Here is a 17265-nt window from a genome sequence, read left to right on the forward strand (position 1 = left end):
CTCTTCCCAAAGAAAAGTACATGACTCCCAAAGTAGTTTTACGTCGGTTGGAAAACGCATATGCACCTCATAACAAGTAGCATCCATCATCAAAACGTTGGTGTTTTCGAGCTCACCCTTCCATGCTTCAACTAATATTTTTTGAATTTTATTCATATCACAATATTTAGCCAAATAACCTCGACCACGACTAATAAACGCATTATCACGAATAACCTCATTTAATTTTAACCGACAACCACAAAACATTTGGTAAGAAAAATTGGTCTGGAAAGCTGCCATCAGTTTTTCATCACTTAAACCAGTATAATGTTTCAAAAACATTAAGCCAAAATAACCAGCTTTTGGAAGGTAAGATGGGGCTCCAGCAGGGTGCCTCTTTTCAGGGAGAACTTTAACCAAATCATTCCAAGGAATCAGCTTGTAAATTCGCCCAAGCTCGGTCGAATTATTGAAAAAATACCATTCAGGAAAAATTGGGCTATCAAAAGAAAATAATGTATTTTGCACCATATTTTAGGGAGGTAAGGTGCTCTAAAATAAACAAAAAACCCCGAATTTCCAAGAAATTGGAGGTTTTTGGGGTTTTATTTTTAAAATATAATACTGATAATTAGCAGGTTACGAAACTTAAGGACGCCCTAAAAAGAGCCAAATCTTTTCAAAAATGGCTCTTTCTAAATATTTTGAAATCTCAATTTGTTACATTAATGCTCAATTCTTTGAGCTGCAAGTCAGATATACTTGATGGAGAATCAATCATAACGTCACGTCCGCTGTTGTTTTTCGGGAAGGCAATAAAATCTCTAATAGACTCCGCACCACCAAATAAAGATACCAGTCTGTCAAAACCAAAAGCTAAACCTGCGTGAGGTGGGGCACCGTATTCAAATGCTTCCATTAAGAACCCAAACTGCTTTTTAGCTTCTTCGTCAGAGAATCCAAGAATCTCAAACATTCTCTTTTGCAATGGTCTTTGAAAAATCCTCACTGATCCTCCACCTACTTCGGTTCCGTTTATTACCATATCATAGGCATTGGCTCTTACTTTACCTAAGTCAGTATCTAGTAATGGAATATCTTCTGGTTTTGGAGAGGTGAACGGATGGTGCATCGCAAACCAACGATTTTCTTCTTCTCCAAACTCTAAAAGAGGAAAATCTACTACCCATAATACTTTATAAACATCTGGATTTCTAAGTCCTAATCTATTGCCCATTTCCAAACGTAGCTCATTCAATTGTTTTCTGGCTTTATCTGCTTGACCAGAAATAATCAAAATCATATCGCCTGGTTTGGCATCAAATGCAGCAACTATCGCTTTCAAATCTTCTTCTGAATAAAATTTATCTACTGAAGATTTTATGCTCCCATCTGCATTATACCTAATATAAACCAAACCTTTGGCTCCAATTTGTGGGCGTTTCATCCACTCTGTCAGTTCATCTACTTGCTTGCGACTATATTCTGCACATCCTGTAGCATTTATTCCTACTATCAGTTCGGCATCGTCAAAAACTTGGAAACCTTTGTTTTTTACCAAATCATTCAGTTCAACAAACTTCATGTCGAATCTGATATCTGGTTTATCGCAACCGTAGAATTTCATAGCATCCGCATAAGTCATTCTCGGGACTTCTGGCAAATCTATGTTTTTTACAGTTTTGAAAAGATGCTTGATCAAACCTTCAAACATATTTAGAACGTCTTCTTGCTCAACAAAAGACATCTCGCAGTCTATCTGAGTGAACTCTGGCTGACGGTCTGCTCTTAAGTCTTCGTCTCTAAAGCATTTTACGATTTGATAATATCTGTCAAAACCGGAAATCATCAGTAATTGCTTAAATGTCTGAGGTGATTGTGGTAAAGCATAGAATTCGCCTGGATTCATTCGGCTAGGTACTACAAAGTCACGAGCTCCTTCAGGAGTAGATTTTATTAATACAGGGGTCTCAACTTCTACAAAATCCTGAGCATCCATATAGATTCTAGTTTGCTGAGCTACTTTGTGTCTCAGCAAAAGATTTTGTCTTACTGTGTTTCTTCTTAAATCAAGATAACGATATTTCATTCTGATTTCGTCACCGCCATCAGTTTCGTCTTCAATTAAGAAAGGTGGTAATTTTGCAGGATTTAAAATTTCGATTTTTTCTGCCAATATCTCAATTTCACCAGTTTCGATTTTATCGTTTTTAGAAAGTCTTTCAATGACTTTTCCCTCCACTTTTATAACATACTCTCTTCCTAGTGTTCTTACACTTTCTAGTACCTCTGCAGAAGTTTTTCCTTCTTCTAATATTAATTGAGTAATGCCATAGCGGTCTCTTAAATCCACCCAAACCATTCCTCCTTTGTCTCTTACTTTCTGTACCCAGCCACAAAGTATTACAGATTTGTTTAAATCTGCTAATCTAAGTTCTCCACAAGTATGCGTCCTTAACATGCTATTTTTTTTGAAATTGGCTGCAAAATTAGTGAATTCTTTTGGCAAAATTGAAGTTGTGGCAAATATTTAGAATACAGACCTTTTTTTGAACATAATAAATTAGGATTTAATCTAAGGTTATAATACTGTAGGTTCTTCTTTTGGAATAATAAATGCCATAATAAAATAGACAATAATCATAGATCCGAAGCTGAAAAAAGTCACAATAGCTGTGGCTACTCTTACCAATGTAGGGTCAATTTCAAAATATTTACCTAAACCAGCACAAATTCCTAAAAACATTGCATCTTTGCCAGTTAATCTTGTTAGTTTCTTTCCCATAAGTGTTTTTATTTTTACTAAAATTACAAAAAAAACCTCTCACGAACGCAAGAGGTTAATATTTTTCATCAAAATGTTAATTTTACCAACCAAATGGGTTAATCAAACCTCCAACTCCCCAGACTAATGTTGCAATCAAGCAACCTATTAAAGCCTTTCTAGTTTGGTCTCTGTCTTTGTCAGTAATAAAATACACTAGAGCTAAACCTACAACTCCTAAGCAACATCCCCACCAAAATCCACTCAATAATGGCATGTCTTTAACCGCTGAGTTTACGACAGCATCTGTATTGTCCATTAAATCAATCCCTTGAATTAGTTCGGAATCTTTATTTTTTAAATCTGCTAATGTAGTTTGAGGATTAGCTTCCACAAAAGCTTCAATTTTATTGATTTGGGAAAACTCTTCCTCAGAAACTGGGTTTGTGAAATTTTCGTTTGCCCAAAGGTTAGTAAACACTAGGCAGATAGTTAGGCTTAAAATTGCTCTTTTCATTTTGATTGCTTTTTTAATTTAAAGATGATATGAAAATAAAAAAGGTTGCATTACATTTTCAATAAAGCATAACCTAAACTTTGAAAGTGTGTTATGGCAACCATAGCACCAACAGCTACTTTTAAATTGGGGTTGAGTTTGTAATCCGCATATTTGCGTGCTCTTAAGGATTGCCCACAGACATAAAATTTTACCCCATTTTCGCTTAATTTGTTTATAACATCTGTATTTGGGTTATTTTCTTTAAACTCTTGATTGAAAGCTTCATCGCTGAGAATTGTAGGAGTTGCTTGAAAATGAATTACAACTGCAATATCCATATTTTCTTTTTTTACGCCCTCTAGTCCATATAGGTTTATTACTCTCGCCACTGCTTCATAGGCATGATTCATGTCTTTTGAAGGATTTTTTTCGGCTGCTGTGATATCAAAAACTATTTTGTAGTTTTTGTTTGGGTCCAGCAAATGTTCAGCTTCTGGAACTTCAAAAACTCCTCCGTAGGTATCTATAGAAGGAAATAGTTTTTGCGAATTTGCTGAAAATGAGACGATTAAGAGAAGGACGATAAATGTTTTCATTTAGTTTTGATTAGTTTTCATAAAAATAAATATTTTTTTTAATTCTTAGCCTTATTGTGAACTAATTCTTATTTTAGCATGTCTTTACATTAAATACAAATGTAAATAATATGAAAACAATATATCATGCCTCAGATAGTAGAGGAAAAGCAAATCATGGATGGCTAAACTCTTTTCATACTTTTAGTTTTGCCAATTATTATGATCCTGAAAGAGTAAATTTTGGAGCACTCAGGGTGTTAAATGATGATACAGTATCTGGAGGTATGGGTTTTGGAAAACATCCTCACGATAACATGGAAATAGTTTCGATACCTCTTGATGGGGCTTTGGAGCACCAAGATAGTATGGGAAATAAGGCCATTATAAAAAAAGGAGAGGTGCAATTGATGTCTGCAGGAACTGGAGTGACTCATTCAGAAAAGAATTTTGACTTGAAAAACACCGTTAAGTTTTTGCAAATATGGATTATGCCAGAAAAAAGAAACATTCAGCCCAGATACGAACAAGAGGTCTTTGAAGCAGAAGGCAGAAAGAATGCAATACAAACGGTGATTTCTCCGATTGGCTCGAACGATGGAGGTTTGAAAATTAATCAAAAAGCGTGGTTTAGCTTAGTGGATTTATCTGGCGAAATTAAATATGACCTAAAAGACAAAAGCAATGGCGTTTATGTATTTGTTTTGGAAGGAGATGTTGAAGTAGAGAATCAAAAACTAAACAGAAGAGATGGTTTTGGAGTTTGGGAAATCGGAACCTTAAACTTAAAAACAGATACTTCAGCCGAAATTTTGCTGATGGAAGTACCAATGAAATTTTAAAAATTATGAAAAAGGAAATATTAAAAATAAGCAGTTCGTCGGGGCAAAGAGTAGGGGAGCATCGAATGTATCAACCTATACCTGACGTTGGTTTGGAGCAGATTAGCCCTTTTATTTTGTTGCATCATCATGGACCACATGATTTTGCTCCTCATAACCAAGGACTTCCTTTTGGGCCACATCCACATCGAGGATTTGAAACGCTCACATTTATTTATGATGGAGAAATAGAACACGCCGACGGACATGGCCATAGTTCTGTAATAAAATCTGGTGGTGTGCAATGGATGACAGCGGCTCGTGGAATAGTTCATTCTGAAAATCTTTCACCGAAGCAAAGACAGGAAGGTGGCAAAATGGAAATAATTCAGCTTTGGATGAATTTGCCTGCTCGTTTAAAAATGACAGAAGCAAAATACCAAGGATTTCAAAAAGAAGAAATTCCTGTAGTGCTCATATCTGAAGGAAAAGTAGAGGTCGCTGTGGTGTCAGGTGAATTTGAAGGAATGAAAGGTGCGGCAAATTCAATTACAGGATTAGAAATGTACAATATTAAAATGTTAGCAAATTCAGATCTAAAAATTGAGGTTGTAGAAGATAAGAATATACTTTTTTACGTATTGGATGGAGAGATAATTGTAAATGGAAAGTTAGCAATTGGTCATCAATTGTTAGTTTTTGATGCAAAAAACACAGAAATAGAAATAAAATCGCAAGCCGATTCAAGATTTATATTTGGAACTGGTGATGCCATAAACGAGCCAGTGGTTTCTCAAGGCCCATTTGTGATGAATACTACAACCGAAATCATGGAAGCTATGCGAGATTATCAGATGGGGAAAATGGGTGTGATGTAAATTTGATTTCATGGATATATTTATGAGAGATGACTTAGGTTATCTCTTTTTTTTTGTAAAAAATGAAAAACCAAGTGCTTTTTTTTAGATAATTGATTAATTTGAAATCGATTACATTTAACATCAATATTCATGAAAAAACGTTTATTATTTTTCTCTCTTTTTCTATTTAATTTCTCTCTTTTAGCACAAAATCAGTATTTTTTCTCTGGTAAAAAACTTAATGCTTCTATTCCTAGTCCGCAACAATTTTTTGGATACGAAATGGGTACGCACCATACCCGATATGATAAAATCATAGAATATATGAGGGTTTTGGAGGCTAAATCAGACAGAGTGAAAGTAGTGACTATTGGCGAGACCTATGAACACAGAGAGCAGGTAATTGTACATTTTGCAAAACCTGACAATCTTAGCAAAATAGAGCAAATCAGAGAAAGTCATTTGGCAAATGCTCAAGGTAAAGTTTCGGATGCCAGCATGCAGCCTGTGGTAGTATGGTTGGGTTATAATGTGCACGGAAACGAAGCTTCTGGCGGTGAAGCATCTATTCTTACTGCTTATTATTTGGCCGCATCAGAAGATGAGGAGGCTATAAAGTGGTTAGACAATGCGGTGTTTCTGATGGAACCAGTTATTAATCCTGATGGCAGAGATAGGTTTGCCAATTGGGTAAATATGCACAAAGGCAATCCTATGGTGGCAGACCCTTTGGATAGAGAACACAATGAAGTTTGGCCTTCAGGCAGAGTAAATCACTATTGGTTTGATTTAAATAGAGACTGGTATTTGGCTGTAAATCAAGAAACTAGGAATCGTTTGAGGTTTTATCATACTTGGTTGCCAAATGTGGTGACGGATTTCCATGAGATGGGGACAAATAGTTCGCATTTCTTTGAACCTACAAAAATCAATGCCCAAAACCCGATTGTTCCAGCTGCAAACTATGATGTGCTTAATGCTCGTTTTGCTAAATATTTCGAAAAATCGATGAATGAAATTGGCTCTTTTTATTTTACAAAAGAGGCTTTTGATAATTTTTATCCCGGTTATGGAAATACCTATCCGGATCTTCAGGGAGGACTTGGTTTATTGTTTGAGCAAGGTAGCAGTCGTGGTCATATTCAAGACTCTCAAAATGGAGTTTTGAAATTTGGATTTGCAGTCAGAAATCAATTGGTAAATGCACTAGCTACAATTCGGGCGTCTGTAGACGAAAGAAAATATTTGTTGAAATATCAATCGGATTTTTATAAAAACATAGAAAAAACAAATGAGACCATAAAAGGCTATGTGGTAAGTTCACCTACTGATGCAAACCGCTTTAGTGCTTTTTGTGATTTGCTGAATGTCCATCATATTAATGCCTTTTGGTTAGATAAGGATGTAAGTGCTGATGGTCAAACCTTCAAAAAAGATGCTTCTGTTTTTATCCCTTTAGCACAAGCACAAGGACTTTTGGTGAAATCTATTTTTGACAGACCGAAAAAATTTGCTGATAGTATTTTTTATGATACATCTACCTGGAACCTCGCCTTGGCTTTCGGTATGGAACATGCAGAAATGAAAACCTTGCCTTCACAAGCCCAAAAAATAACTGAAGCTGATTTAAAGCTTGAAATGCCCAAGTCCAGCTATTCAGAGTATGCCTACATTGTTGATTGGCAAGATTATAATGCGGCTAAGTTCTTGAGTTATTTGCATCAAAAAGGTATCAGAGTAAAAGTAGCCATGAGAGGTTTTTCCTTAGAAAAAAACAAATATCCATCAGGTACTTTAATGATTCCTGTGTCATTGCAAGACATAAGCTCAAAAGAATTGTATGATGAATTGCTTAATATTCAAAAGGAAACTAATCTAGGTTTTACAGCAGTCAGTACTGGTTTTAGTGACCAAGGTATAGATCTCGGTAGCAATAGTTTTAAAACGTTGAATGCCCCCAAACCTATTATGATTATTGGTCAAGGAACGAGCCAATATGAGGCTGGAGAGATTTGGCAAATGCTGGATACCAAGCTTAATATGCCGATTACAAAGGTAGATATGGCAAATTTTGGCAGAGTAAACATAAATAGTTATACGCATTTGGTTTTGGTTAGCGGCAATTATGACGAATTGGGAACTTCGACGATTTCAAAGCTAAAAGCTTGGGTTAAACAAGGTGGAACCATAATAGCTATGAAAACTGCCATTGAATGGTTAATAAAAAATGAATTTTCGTCAGAGAAACTAATAAAATTAGATGACGAAAAAGGTACCGAGAGGGTGAATTTTGAAAATATTCAAAATATAGCAGGAGCCAAAACTACTGGCGGAGCAATATTTGAAGTTGATATCGATAATACACATCCAATGGGTTTTGGTTTTACAAATAGGAAATTGGCAGTTTATCGAAATAACAATACCATCCTAGAGCCTTCAAAAGACCGTTCGGCTACGGTGGCAAAGTATACGGCTGCTCCTTGGTTGAGTGGATATGTTCATCCTCAAGTATTGGATAAAATCAAAAACTCGGCCTCTCTGATTGTAGAGAATTCAGGTTCAGGACGATTGATATTGTTTTCACATAATCCTAACTTCAGAGGTATTTGGTACGGTACAAACAAACTATTTTTTAATTCACTTTTTATTAGTAATTCGCTTGGACAGGAGCGTTTTGGTAGCGAAGAATAACATTTATAATTATGAGAAAAATATTCCTTTTTATATTTTTAAGCAATATTGTTTTTGCACAAAAAATCAAAGTAGACCTTTTGGTGAAAAATGCCAAAGTTTATACTGTAGATGCCAAATTTAGCATGGCATCTGCTTTTGTTGTTGACAAAGGTTTGTTTGGAGAAGTCGGTAATTACAAAGATTTGGCTGCAAAATATGCTCCAAAGCAGGAGCTTGACTTAAATAACAAAACCGTTTTTCCTGGATTTTATGATCCACATTCTCATTTTATTGGTCTTGGAGATATGCTTTCTCAATGCGATTTGGTTGGTGCAAAATCATTCAAAGAAATTTTAGAAAGACTCCAAATTTTCAGAAAAGAGCATCCTAATCAAGCTTTATTAATCGGTCGAGGTTGGGATCAGAACGATTGGGATGTTAAAACTTTTCCAAACAAGGACGATTTAGATCAAATTTATCCTGATGTTCCTGTAATGTTGACTAGGATAGATGGACATGCAATGCTTATTAACAACAAACTTATTCAAATGTCCAAGATATCACCTTCGTCAAAAGTAGCAGGAGGAGATGTTGAAGTAATCGATGGGCAACTAACAGGTATTTTAGTTGATAACGCTATGGGTTTGGTAAAAAGAGTGCTACCTAAGGATGATGAAAAAGAAAGAATGAAGAAGATATTGGAAGCACAAAAAGAATGCTTAAAATATGGACTTACTACTGTTTCTGATTCTGGACTAAGCCAAGATGATATTGAGCTTTTGATGAAAATGCATAAATCTGGCACGCTAAAAATCAGAGATTATGCAATGGTTTCGGTTGGTTTAAGAAATGTGGAGTATTTTACCAAAAAAGGCATAATAAAAACTGATAGGCTAAATGTAAGGTCGTTTAAAGTCTATGCTGATGGGGCCTTAGGTTCGAGAGGTGCATGTTTAATTAAGCCATATTCCGACGAACCTGAGAAAATAGGCTTCCTTTTAACTTCTAAAAATGAGATGGATAAATATTTTTCTGAAATATATAAGTCTCAATATCAGGTAAATACGCATTGTATCGGCGATTCCGCTAATAGATTGGTATTGGATTTGTATGGTAAATATCTCAAAGGGAAAAACGATCGTCGCTGGAGGATTGAACATTGTCAAGTTGTAAATCCAGCAGATGTACCAAAGTTTGGTAAGTTTTCTATAATTCCGTCAATTCAAGCTACTCATGCTACATCTGATATGTATTGGGCCAAGGATAGGTTAGGAGCTGAGCGAGTAAAACATGCCTATGTTTTTGAGGATTTGAGAAAACAAAACGGTATGATAGCGAATGGTAGCGATTTTCCTGTGGAGTTTGTCAATCCACTTTTTGGGTTTCATTCGGCAGTGGCAAGGCAGGACGATGAAAATTGGCCAAAAGGAGGGTTTCAGATGGAAAATGCTCTTTCACGCCAGAATGCTTTAAAAGCCATGACGATTTGGAGTGCTTATGCCAATTTTGAGGAGAAAGAACGCGGAAGTATTGAAAAAGGCAAAATGGCAGATTTTGTAATATTAGAAGATGATATTATGAACATTAGTCTTGATAAAATCAGAAAAGTGAAGGTACTAGGTACCTACATTGGAGGAGAAAAAGTTTTTTAAATAAATATAGTATCGATGTTTTCCAAAGCATATAAAATCGCCACACAGTACACATTTCCATTGATTATTTCCAATCGGTTTTATGACAATACCGTTGAAAGTGGCTTAGGAAGTTTTGTGATTATCAATAACGAAGGCTGGTTTATTACTGCTGCTCACGTATTGCAAGGATTACAACAACATCAGCAACATCAGAGAGAAATTTTAGCATTTCAAAATACCAAAACTGCGGATCTAGTTGCTAATCCGAAATGGATTCTCAACCATTCCATGTGGTTTGCGGCAGATTCTCATAGAGTAAAGGAATTTCATGTTTTATCAGAAAATGATTTGGCTATTGGAAAAATTGAGAATTTCAATCCTCAGTTTGTGAAGAATTATCCAATATTTAAGCATCCTAAAAATATAGAGCCAGGTACGAGTTTGTGTAAATTAGGCTATCCGTTTTATGATTTAAAAGCCAAGTTTATAGATAATACTAAGAGTTTTTCATTTGATTCTACTGCTTTTCCTATACCGTCCTTTCCGATGGATGGCATGATGACTAGAAATGTAATCACTGGCAAAAGCCCAGACAATATGTATGAATATAAATGGATAGAAACTAGCTCGCCTGGGCTGAGAGGTCAGAGTGGTGGGCCCACATTTGACAGAGATGGAAAAATCTGGGCAATTCAATCCAAAACTATGCATTTGCCTCTGGGATTTTCTCCGAAAATCATAAAAAACGGAATAGAAATTGAGGAAAATCAGTTTATGAACGTTGGCTTAGGTGCCCATGTGGAAACCATTCTTAAGTTTTTAGATTTCTATAAAGTTAAATATCAGTTGGAAGTTTAATCTCAAATTCCTCGACATATTTTTACTGATAAAAGCCACTTTTTCTGGACTTTAATATAAATTATAAAAAAGAAGATTTCATAAGTTTTTCTTTTTCAAAAATATCATTATTTTTACTCAAAATATCATTTTTCATTAAAAACAAACCCAAATGAAAGTTGCGAGAGAAAAATCAATTATTGAATATTTTTATCATTGGGAGAAAGAAACTCCAGACAATATATTCTTGAAACAACCATTTGGCGAGGAATTTGTCGATTTTTCATGGAAAGAGGCAGGTATTCAAATCCGTAAAATTTCTAGCTATCTCAAAAGCTTGAATTTGCCTCCCAAAACCAACATAGCACTTATCTCGAAAAATTGTGCTGAGTGGATCATAACCGACCTTGCAATTATTCAATCTGGTAATGTTTCGGTGCCTTTGTATCCTACACTTACTGGACCCCAAATAAATCAAGTGTTGGAGCATTCTGGTAGTCCAGTGGCTTTTATTGGGAAAATAGATAATTGGCAGGAAATGAAAAGTGGTATTCCAAAAGAAGTTAATTGCGTTTCTTTTCCAACTTATAACCCCGATCCATCGCATACTCAATGGAATGACATTTTAGAAAAATTCCCTGTGGATAATTCTACTTTCATTCCTAATCTTGAGGAATTGCACACCATAATTTACACCTCAGGTACTACTGGAAATCCAAAAGGTGTTATGCTAAACTTTAAGGCAGCATCAGAATGTATTTATGAAACCAGAAATTTCACTTTTTTGGAAAGACCTGGAACACGGTTTTTTTCTTATTTACCACTATGCCATATTGCAGAAAGAAATATTGTTGAGTCAGTGTGTATAGTAACTGGAGGCGTAATATATTTTGCAGAAAATTTAGAAACTTTTTCTAAAAATCTTCAGGTTGCTAATCCTACTCACTTTTTGGCAGTGCCACGGATTTGGACGAAATTCCAACAAGGAATTTTGTTGAAGCTCCCACAGAAAAAGCTCGATTTGTTATTGAGTATACCTATAGTTAGCGGCCTAATCAAGAAAAAAATCAAAAAAGGTTTGGGTTTGAATGATGCATGGATTTGTCTAACTGGAGCAGCTCCAATGCCATTGTCTTTAATACTTTGGTTTAGAAAAGTTGGTATCAATATCCAAGAAGCTTATGGAATGACTGAAAATGCGGGAGCTGTAACTATGATGCCTGGTAATAAATCTGTTGATGGCTCAGTTGGCAAGATTTATCCTGGTATGGAAGTCAAAATAGATCCAGCAAATGGCGAAATATTAACCCGATCTAAATGGAATATGATGGGTTATTATAAAGAACCACAAATGACTGCGGATACTATTGACTCCGAGGGTTATATCCACACAGGTGACGTGGGCGAGGTAGATGCCGAAGGCTTTTTGAAAATTACGGGCAGAGTAAAGGAAATGTACAAAACCTCAAAAGGCGAATATGTAGCTCCTGCACAGATAGAAATGGGTTTTTCGGGTAATCCTGAAATAGAACAAGTGTGTGTGGTAGGACAAAGTTTACCACAGCCAATTGCCCTAATGGTTTTATCGGATTATGGCAAAACCATTCATAAAGAAACCATAGAGGAGAAATTAAAAGCGGTTTTGAAAGACCTTAACAACTCTTTGAAATCTTATGAAAAGATAAACAAAATAGTATTGTTAAAAGAACCTTGGACGGTGGAAAATAACAAAATGACACCGACTATGAAAATCAAACGAAATGTGATTGAGAAAGAATTTGAAAAGAAATATGAAGATTGGTTTGAGTCACCTGGGACATTGATTTTTGAATAAAAAAAAGGAGCATTCGCTCCTTTTTTTGTTTTCTATCCTATTGTAAGTTCAAAATCAAGTTTAAGTTCAAAATCAAGTTCAAATTCAAAATTCAAGATTCTTTTTTGGAACCAAATTTCATTCTAAAAATCCAATTTAAACTACCCTGTAGCAATTTGAAACCATTGAACTAATAAACTAATAACTGATAAACAAATTTACCAATTACCAATAAACCAATAACCAATCATCACCAGAAATAGCTATACAATCCGATAATTGTCAAAATCACAATAGTTGCACCTATTGCAAATGTTTTGGTTGTTTTAAACATTGATGCATCTATTTCTAAGCCTTTGTTTTCGTTTGGCAATACCATACTCAATACAAACATAACCGCCACACATATCAAGAAAACCCATCCCATTCTGTCTAAGAAAGGTACCGTACTCCAATCCGCTCCTGGAAGCCAATTGTTATGCATCGAAAGAGCTATTAGGAAGCCTCCAACTATTGCGAAAAACGCTCCTGCGGAGTTTGTTCTTTTCCAGAAAAATCCCATAATAAACGCGGCAAATATACCTGGAGATAACAATCCAGTCATTTCTTGAATAAACTGAAAACCACCTTTTTTCTCAATACCCATAAATGGAGAAATAACAATTGCCAAAATCATAGCAACCACGATTGTAAGTCTACCCACAACTACTAATTTTTTCTCAGACATATCTTTAGCAAAATACGGTCTGAAAACATCTAATGTGAAAATTGTAGAGATACTGTTGGCTTTACCTGCTAAAGATGCTACAACTGCCGCTGTTAAAGCTGCGAAAGATAGGCCTTTTAGTCCCATGGGTAATAAATTCAATAAAACAGGGTAGGCATTGTCTTGGTTGAAAGTACCATCTACGCCTAACATTTCCTGTTGGAACATACCTTTTTGATAAAGAGCATATGCCGCTATACCAGGCAATGTAACAATCACTGGCATCAATAATTTTAAAAATGCTGCGAACAAAAGACCATTTCTTGCGGTATTTAAATCTGCTCCTAAAGCCCTTTGGGTTATATATTGGTTACAGCCCCAATAGTTAAGGTTCACAATCCACATTCCTCCAAACAATACAGTAAGTCCAGGAAGTGACATATAGTGCGGATTCCCTTTTGGATAAATCATATGGAAGTGATCTTCATTGTTTTGTGTCATATCTTTGAAGCCATTCACCAATCCAGCAATACTGTCAGTAATTCCTCTATCAGGATCAGAAACTAAATTTACAGCTATGTAAGTAGCAGCAAGACCTCCAATAACTAAGAAAAACACTTGAATCACGTCTGTAAAACCAATCACTTTCATTCCACCTACTGTAATGATGATAGCAAAAATGGCCAAGAATATCATACAAGTATAAAAATCTAAACCTGATATGCCTGAAACCGCCAAAGCACCTAAATATAAAATTGAAGTCAAGTTTACCATTATATATAATAACAGCCAGAAAATCGCCATAATCAAACTTACTGTTTTATTATATCTCTGACTCAAAAACTGAGGCATGGTCGAGATCTTGTTTTTTAAGTATATTGGCATAAAAAATACGGCAACTATTATCAAAGTTGCTGCCGCCATCCACTCATAAGTTGAGATACCTAAACCCATAGAAAATCCATTACCCGACATTCCGATCATCTGCTCGGCTGAAATATTGGACGCAATAAGTGAAGCACCAATAGCCCACCAAGTCAAAGACCCTTCAGCTAAAAAAAAGTCTTGCGTGGAGGCTTCTTTTGATTTTTTTCTGTTGTAAATCCAGTAACCATAGCCGGCCACCACAATAAAATAGAAGAAGAATACTAAGTAATCTAAGGTTTGTAATTTTTGCATTTGATAAGGGTTAAATAGCCAATATTTCAGCAAATAAAGTAAACTGTAGGCACTTATTCAAACATTCATTTAAATTCTTAAAAAACACTTATTATCTTTGTGTTAATTCGAATCCTTTCCAGATAATTAAAAGACAGTAAATTGAGTAGAAATACTATACGGTTAGTAATCATATTGGGGATAGTTGCCATAAGCGGAATTATCGCAATTCAAATTTATTGGGTAAAAAAAGCTTTTGACCTTAAAGACCAGCAGTTCAGACAAACGGTGATGGTTTCCTTGCGTAACGTTGCCAATCAAATCTCAAAAGCCTACAAGCTTTCTTTTATAGAAAATCCCGTAAGTCAATATTCATCAGATTATTATGTAGTGAATCTAAGAGTTCCACTTGAGCATAGTCTTTTGGAACATTTATTAAAAGAGGAATTTAAGAAAAGTAATATTAATACTGATTTTGAATATGGAATTTATGATTGCGAAACTGATAAAATAGTATTTGGATCGCACATAAACAGTGACTTCGAAGTTCAGAATGTGAACCATGAGATTTTTCTACCCAAGACCGATAAGTTCTTAAATTACTTCGGCGTCAAATTTCCGAACCAGAAGAGCTATTTAACTAGTAAACTCGACTTTTGGATAGTTTCTTCAATTATTACCTTAGTTGTAATGGCCTTCTTCGGGTATTCTATGTTTATTATTTTGAAACAAAAAAGACTAAGCGAAGTGCAGCGTGATTTTATAAATAACATGACGCATGAGTTTCAGACGCCAATATCAACTATTAAAATCGCCACTGATGTTTTGGGTCAATCCAAGATTTTTGATCAACCTGAACGAATGAAAAAATATGTTCAGATTATAAAACAAGAGAATAATAGGCTAAAAAATCAAGTGGAAGCCGTTTTGGCAACTGCAAAAATTGGGAAAGGGCAAATTGTTTTAGACTCCCAACTCCAAGAAGTTCATGAGATTATTAGTGAAGTTTCAGATAGTGTAAAGGCAGAATTGGAGGATAATTTTACTTTAGACCTCAAAGCTACTAAGACTTCAATTACTGCAGATAGGATGCATTTGATGAATGTAATTCGGAATCTGATAGATAATGCTATAAAATATTCCAGCAAGCCTGCAAAAATCAAAATAACAACTAGAAACGAAAACCATGTTTTGGTGATATCTATAGCTGATAAAGGAATAGGCATACCTAAAGAGCATGTATCAAAGATATTTAATAAGTTTTATAGAGTTCCGACAGGTAATGTGCACAATGTCAAGGGTTTTGGCTTGGGACTCAACTACGTAAAAGAAATAATCAACCTTCATAAATGGAAAATAAATGTTAAAAGTGAGCTTGGTGAAGGCACAGTTTTCGATATTTTTATACCATTACCTGACTAATTTATGGCTAAAATATTATATGTAGAAGATGACCCTAACCTGGGTTTTGTGACAAAAGACAGTCTGGAAGAAGAAGGCTACGAAATTGTGCATTTTTCGGACGGCAAAGAAGCTTGGAAATTCTTCAAAAAAGAGAAATTTGACCTTTGCTTGCTGGATGTCAATCTTCCAGAATTAGATGGTTTTTCTCTGGCCGAAAAAATTAGGACACAGAATTCTCAGATTCCGATTATATTTCTAACCGCCAAAACCCTTCAAGAGGACAAAATTACGGGTTTGAAAATAGGAGGGGACGATTACATCACTAAGCCATTTAGCATAGAGGAATTAGTATTGAGAATAAAAGTATTTTTGAAAAGAAATACTGTTTCGGACTCTACAGCTACCACTGATGTTTTCTCTTGTGGGGAATACGAATTTTGTTTTTCTCAACAAACCCTTAAGATTGACGAAGATGTGCAGAAATTAACACATCGTGAGGCAGAAGTTTTGAAGTTTTTATGTGAACGTAAAAACCAAATCACCAAACGCGAAGAGATTTTAACGGCTATTTGGGGTAGGGACGATTATTTCTTGGGCAGAAGTATGGATGTTTTCGTGACAAGAATCCGAAAAATGCTTTCTGGCGATCCAAATATTAAGATTGAAAATATTCACGGGGTCGGATTTAAACTAAACTGCTGATATGTTTGAGTGGCATCAAGTGCTTTGTAGTGTGTTTTTTATTTTTGCAGGTATTATGCATTTTGCCAAGCCTAAGTTTTTCTTGGCCATTATGCCCCCATATCTTCCATTTCACAAAGAGGCCGTTTGGATTAGTGGAATTGCCGAAATATTATTTGGATACAATATACTTTTACCAGATTTGCAATCTGCATCGGCTTGGGCTTTGATTATACTATTAGTGGCAGTTTTTCCTGCTAATATTTATATGGCCACTGCCGAAAAATTCCAGAAAATATCTCCAATAATCCGTTGGGGCAGATTGCCTTTACAGGTTGTTTTGATTTGGTGGGTAAGTTTATATATAAAATAAATAAAATTCTTTCGAATGAAATTCAATAAATCTCTAGTTTTTGGTCTTTTGGTTTTGGTTTTGTTTTCTTGTGAAAAAGATACCCTTACAGGTACAGAAGATGAGCAAATAGAAACCTACATCGCCCAAAAAAATTTAACAGTTACAGAGAAAACTGCAACTGGTTTGCGATATATTCGTACAAAAGAAAACGCTACTGGAACCCAACTAAGAGTTGGTAGAAGTATAGCATTAAATTATGTCGGAAAATTGCTTACTGGCAAAAAGTTTGACTCAGGTACTTTTAGCTTTACATTGGGGGCAGGTCAAGTTATTAAAGGTTTCGATGAAGGCATTGCCAAAATGCGAGTAGGAGAAAAGGCTACTTTGATATTCCCTTCAAGCATAGGTTATGGCAGTAAAGGAACAAGCGGCATTCCAGGAAATTCTCCCCTTTTATTTGAGATAGAGGTTTTGTCTACGAATTAATTTTAGCCAATCATAGT

The 17265-nt window shown here is 35.3% G+C and carries 16 protein-coding genes; 10 read left to right on the forward strand and 6 right to left on the reverse strand.

Annotated elements, in window-relative coordinates:
• The 5 genes from EGI22_RS20375 to EGI22_RS20395 form a co-directional block, all read right to left on the reverse strand.
• Positions 1–513 (reverse strand): transposase (locus EGI22_RS20375; RefSeq protein ID WP_255070299.1); only part of this gene is annotated, 513 nt, incomplete at its 3' end.
• Positions 514–694: 181 nt separating this feature from the next.
• Positions 695–2443 carry an aspartate--tRNA ligase gene (aspS, locus tag EGI22_RS20380; protein ID WP_255070300.1) on the reverse strand — a complete coding sequence of 583 codons (1749 nt, stop codon included), beginning with the start codon at positions 2441–2443 and terminating at the stop codon, positions 695–697.
• 120 nt (positions 2444–2563) lie between these two features.
• Positions 2564–2767: a PspC domain-containing protein gene (locus tag EGI22_RS20385; RefSeq protein ID WP_255070301.1), complete on the reverse strand. Its 204-nt coding sequence runs from the start codon at positions 2765–2767 to the stop codon at positions 2564–2566.
• Between the two features lie 82 nt (positions 2768–2849).
• A complete protein-coding gene (locus EGI22_RS20390) occupies positions 2850–3263 on the reverse strand; it encodes a hypothetical protein (RefSeq protein WP_255070302.1) in 414 nt (137 codons plus the stop codon).
• Between the two features lie 50 nt (positions 3264–3313).
• Positions 3314–3841: a DsrE family protein gene (locus tag EGI22_RS20395; RefSeq protein ID WP_255070303.1), complete on the reverse strand. Its 528-nt coding sequence runs from the start codon at positions 3839–3841 to the stop codon at positions 3314–3316.
• Positions 3842–3951: 110 nt separating this feature from the next.
• Here EGI22_RS20395 and EGI22_RS20400 point away from each other — a divergent pair, with 110 nt between their 5' ends.
• The 6 genes from EGI22_RS20400 (at position 3952) to EGI22_RS20425 (ending at position 12479) form a co-directional block, all read left to right on the forward strand.
• Positions 3952–4662, forward strand: coding sequence for a pirin family protein (locus tag EGI22_RS20400; protein WP_255070304.1), 711 nt, complete (start codon positions 3952–3954; stop codon positions 4660–4662).
• Positions 4663–4667: 5 nt separating this feature from the next.
• The gene (locus tag EGI22_RS20405) at positions 4668–5519 is read left to right on the forward strand and encodes a pirin family protein (protein WP_255070305.1); all 852 of its coding nucleotides are present in this window, start codon (positions 4668–4670) and stop codon (positions 5517–5519) included.
• Between the two features lie 132 nt (positions 5520–5651).
• Complete coding sequence (locus EGI22_RS20410; RefSeq protein WP_255070306.1) at positions 5652–8192, forward strand: M14 metallopeptidase family protein; 2541 nt, start codon at positions 5652–5654, stop codon at positions 8190–8192.
• An 11-nt stretch (positions 8193–8203) separates the two neighbouring features.
• A complete protein-coding gene (locus EGI22_RS20415) occupies positions 8204–9826 on the forward strand; it encodes an amidohydrolase (RefSeq protein ID WP_255070307.1) in 1623 nt (540 codons plus the stop codon).
• A 15-nt stretch (positions 9827–9841) separates the two neighbouring features.
• Complete coding sequence (locus EGI22_RS20420) at positions 9842–10666, forward strand: serine protease (RefSeq protein ID WP_255070308.1); 825 nt, start codon at positions 9842–9844, stop codon at positions 10664–10666.
• A gap of 151 nt (positions 10667–10817) precedes the next feature.
• A complete protein-coding gene (locus EGI22_RS20425; protein ID WP_255070309.1) occupies positions 10818–12479 on the forward strand; it encodes an AMP-binding protein in 1662 nt (553 codons plus the stop codon).
• A gap of 229 nt (positions 12480–12708) precedes the next feature.
• Here the strand turns inward: EGI22_RS20425 and EGI22_RS20430 are convergent, their stop codons facing one another.
• Entirely contained in the window at positions 12709–14343 is a 1635-nt protein-coding gene (locus EGI22_RS20430; RefSeq protein ID WP_255070310.1) for a sodium/solute symporter, read from the reverse strand.
• A gap of 141 nt (positions 14344–14484) precedes the next feature.
• On the opposite strand from EGI22_RS20430, the gene EGI22_RS20435 reads away from it, so the two are divergent.
• From EGI22_RS20435 to EGI22_RS20450, 4 genes are read left to right on the forward strand one after another with little or no spacing between them, the layout of a single operon-like run.
• A complete protein-coding gene (locus tag EGI22_RS20435; RefSeq protein WP_255070311.1) occupies positions 14485–15744 on the forward strand; it encodes a sensor histidine kinase KdpD in 1260 nt (419 codons plus the stop codon).
• Between the two features lie 3 nt (positions 15745–15747).
• A complete protein-coding gene (locus EGI22_RS20440; protein ID WP_255070312.1) occupies positions 15748–16428 on the forward strand; it encodes a response regulator transcription factor in 681 nt (226 codons plus the stop codon).
• 1 nt (position 16429) lies between these two features.
• A complete protein-coding gene (locus tag EGI22_RS20445; RefSeq protein ID WP_255070313.1) occupies positions 16430–16780 on the forward strand; it encodes a DoxX family protein in 351 nt (116 codons plus the stop codon).
• Positions 16781–16795: 15 nt separating this feature from the next.
• Positions 16796–17248 carry an FKBP-type peptidyl-prolyl cis-trans isomerase gene (locus EGI22_RS20450; RefSeq protein WP_255070314.1) on the forward strand — a complete coding sequence of 151 codons (453 nt, stop codon included), beginning with the start codon at positions 16796–16798 and terminating at the stop codon, positions 17246–17248.
• Positions 17249–17265: the final 17 nt, after the last annotated feature.

Origin of the sequence: Lacihabitans sp. LS3-19, assembly GCF_024343575.1 — a bacterium.
In the GTDB taxonomy this organism is placed as follows: Bacteria; Bacteroidota; Bacteroidia; order Cytophagales; family Spirosomataceae; genus Leadbetterella.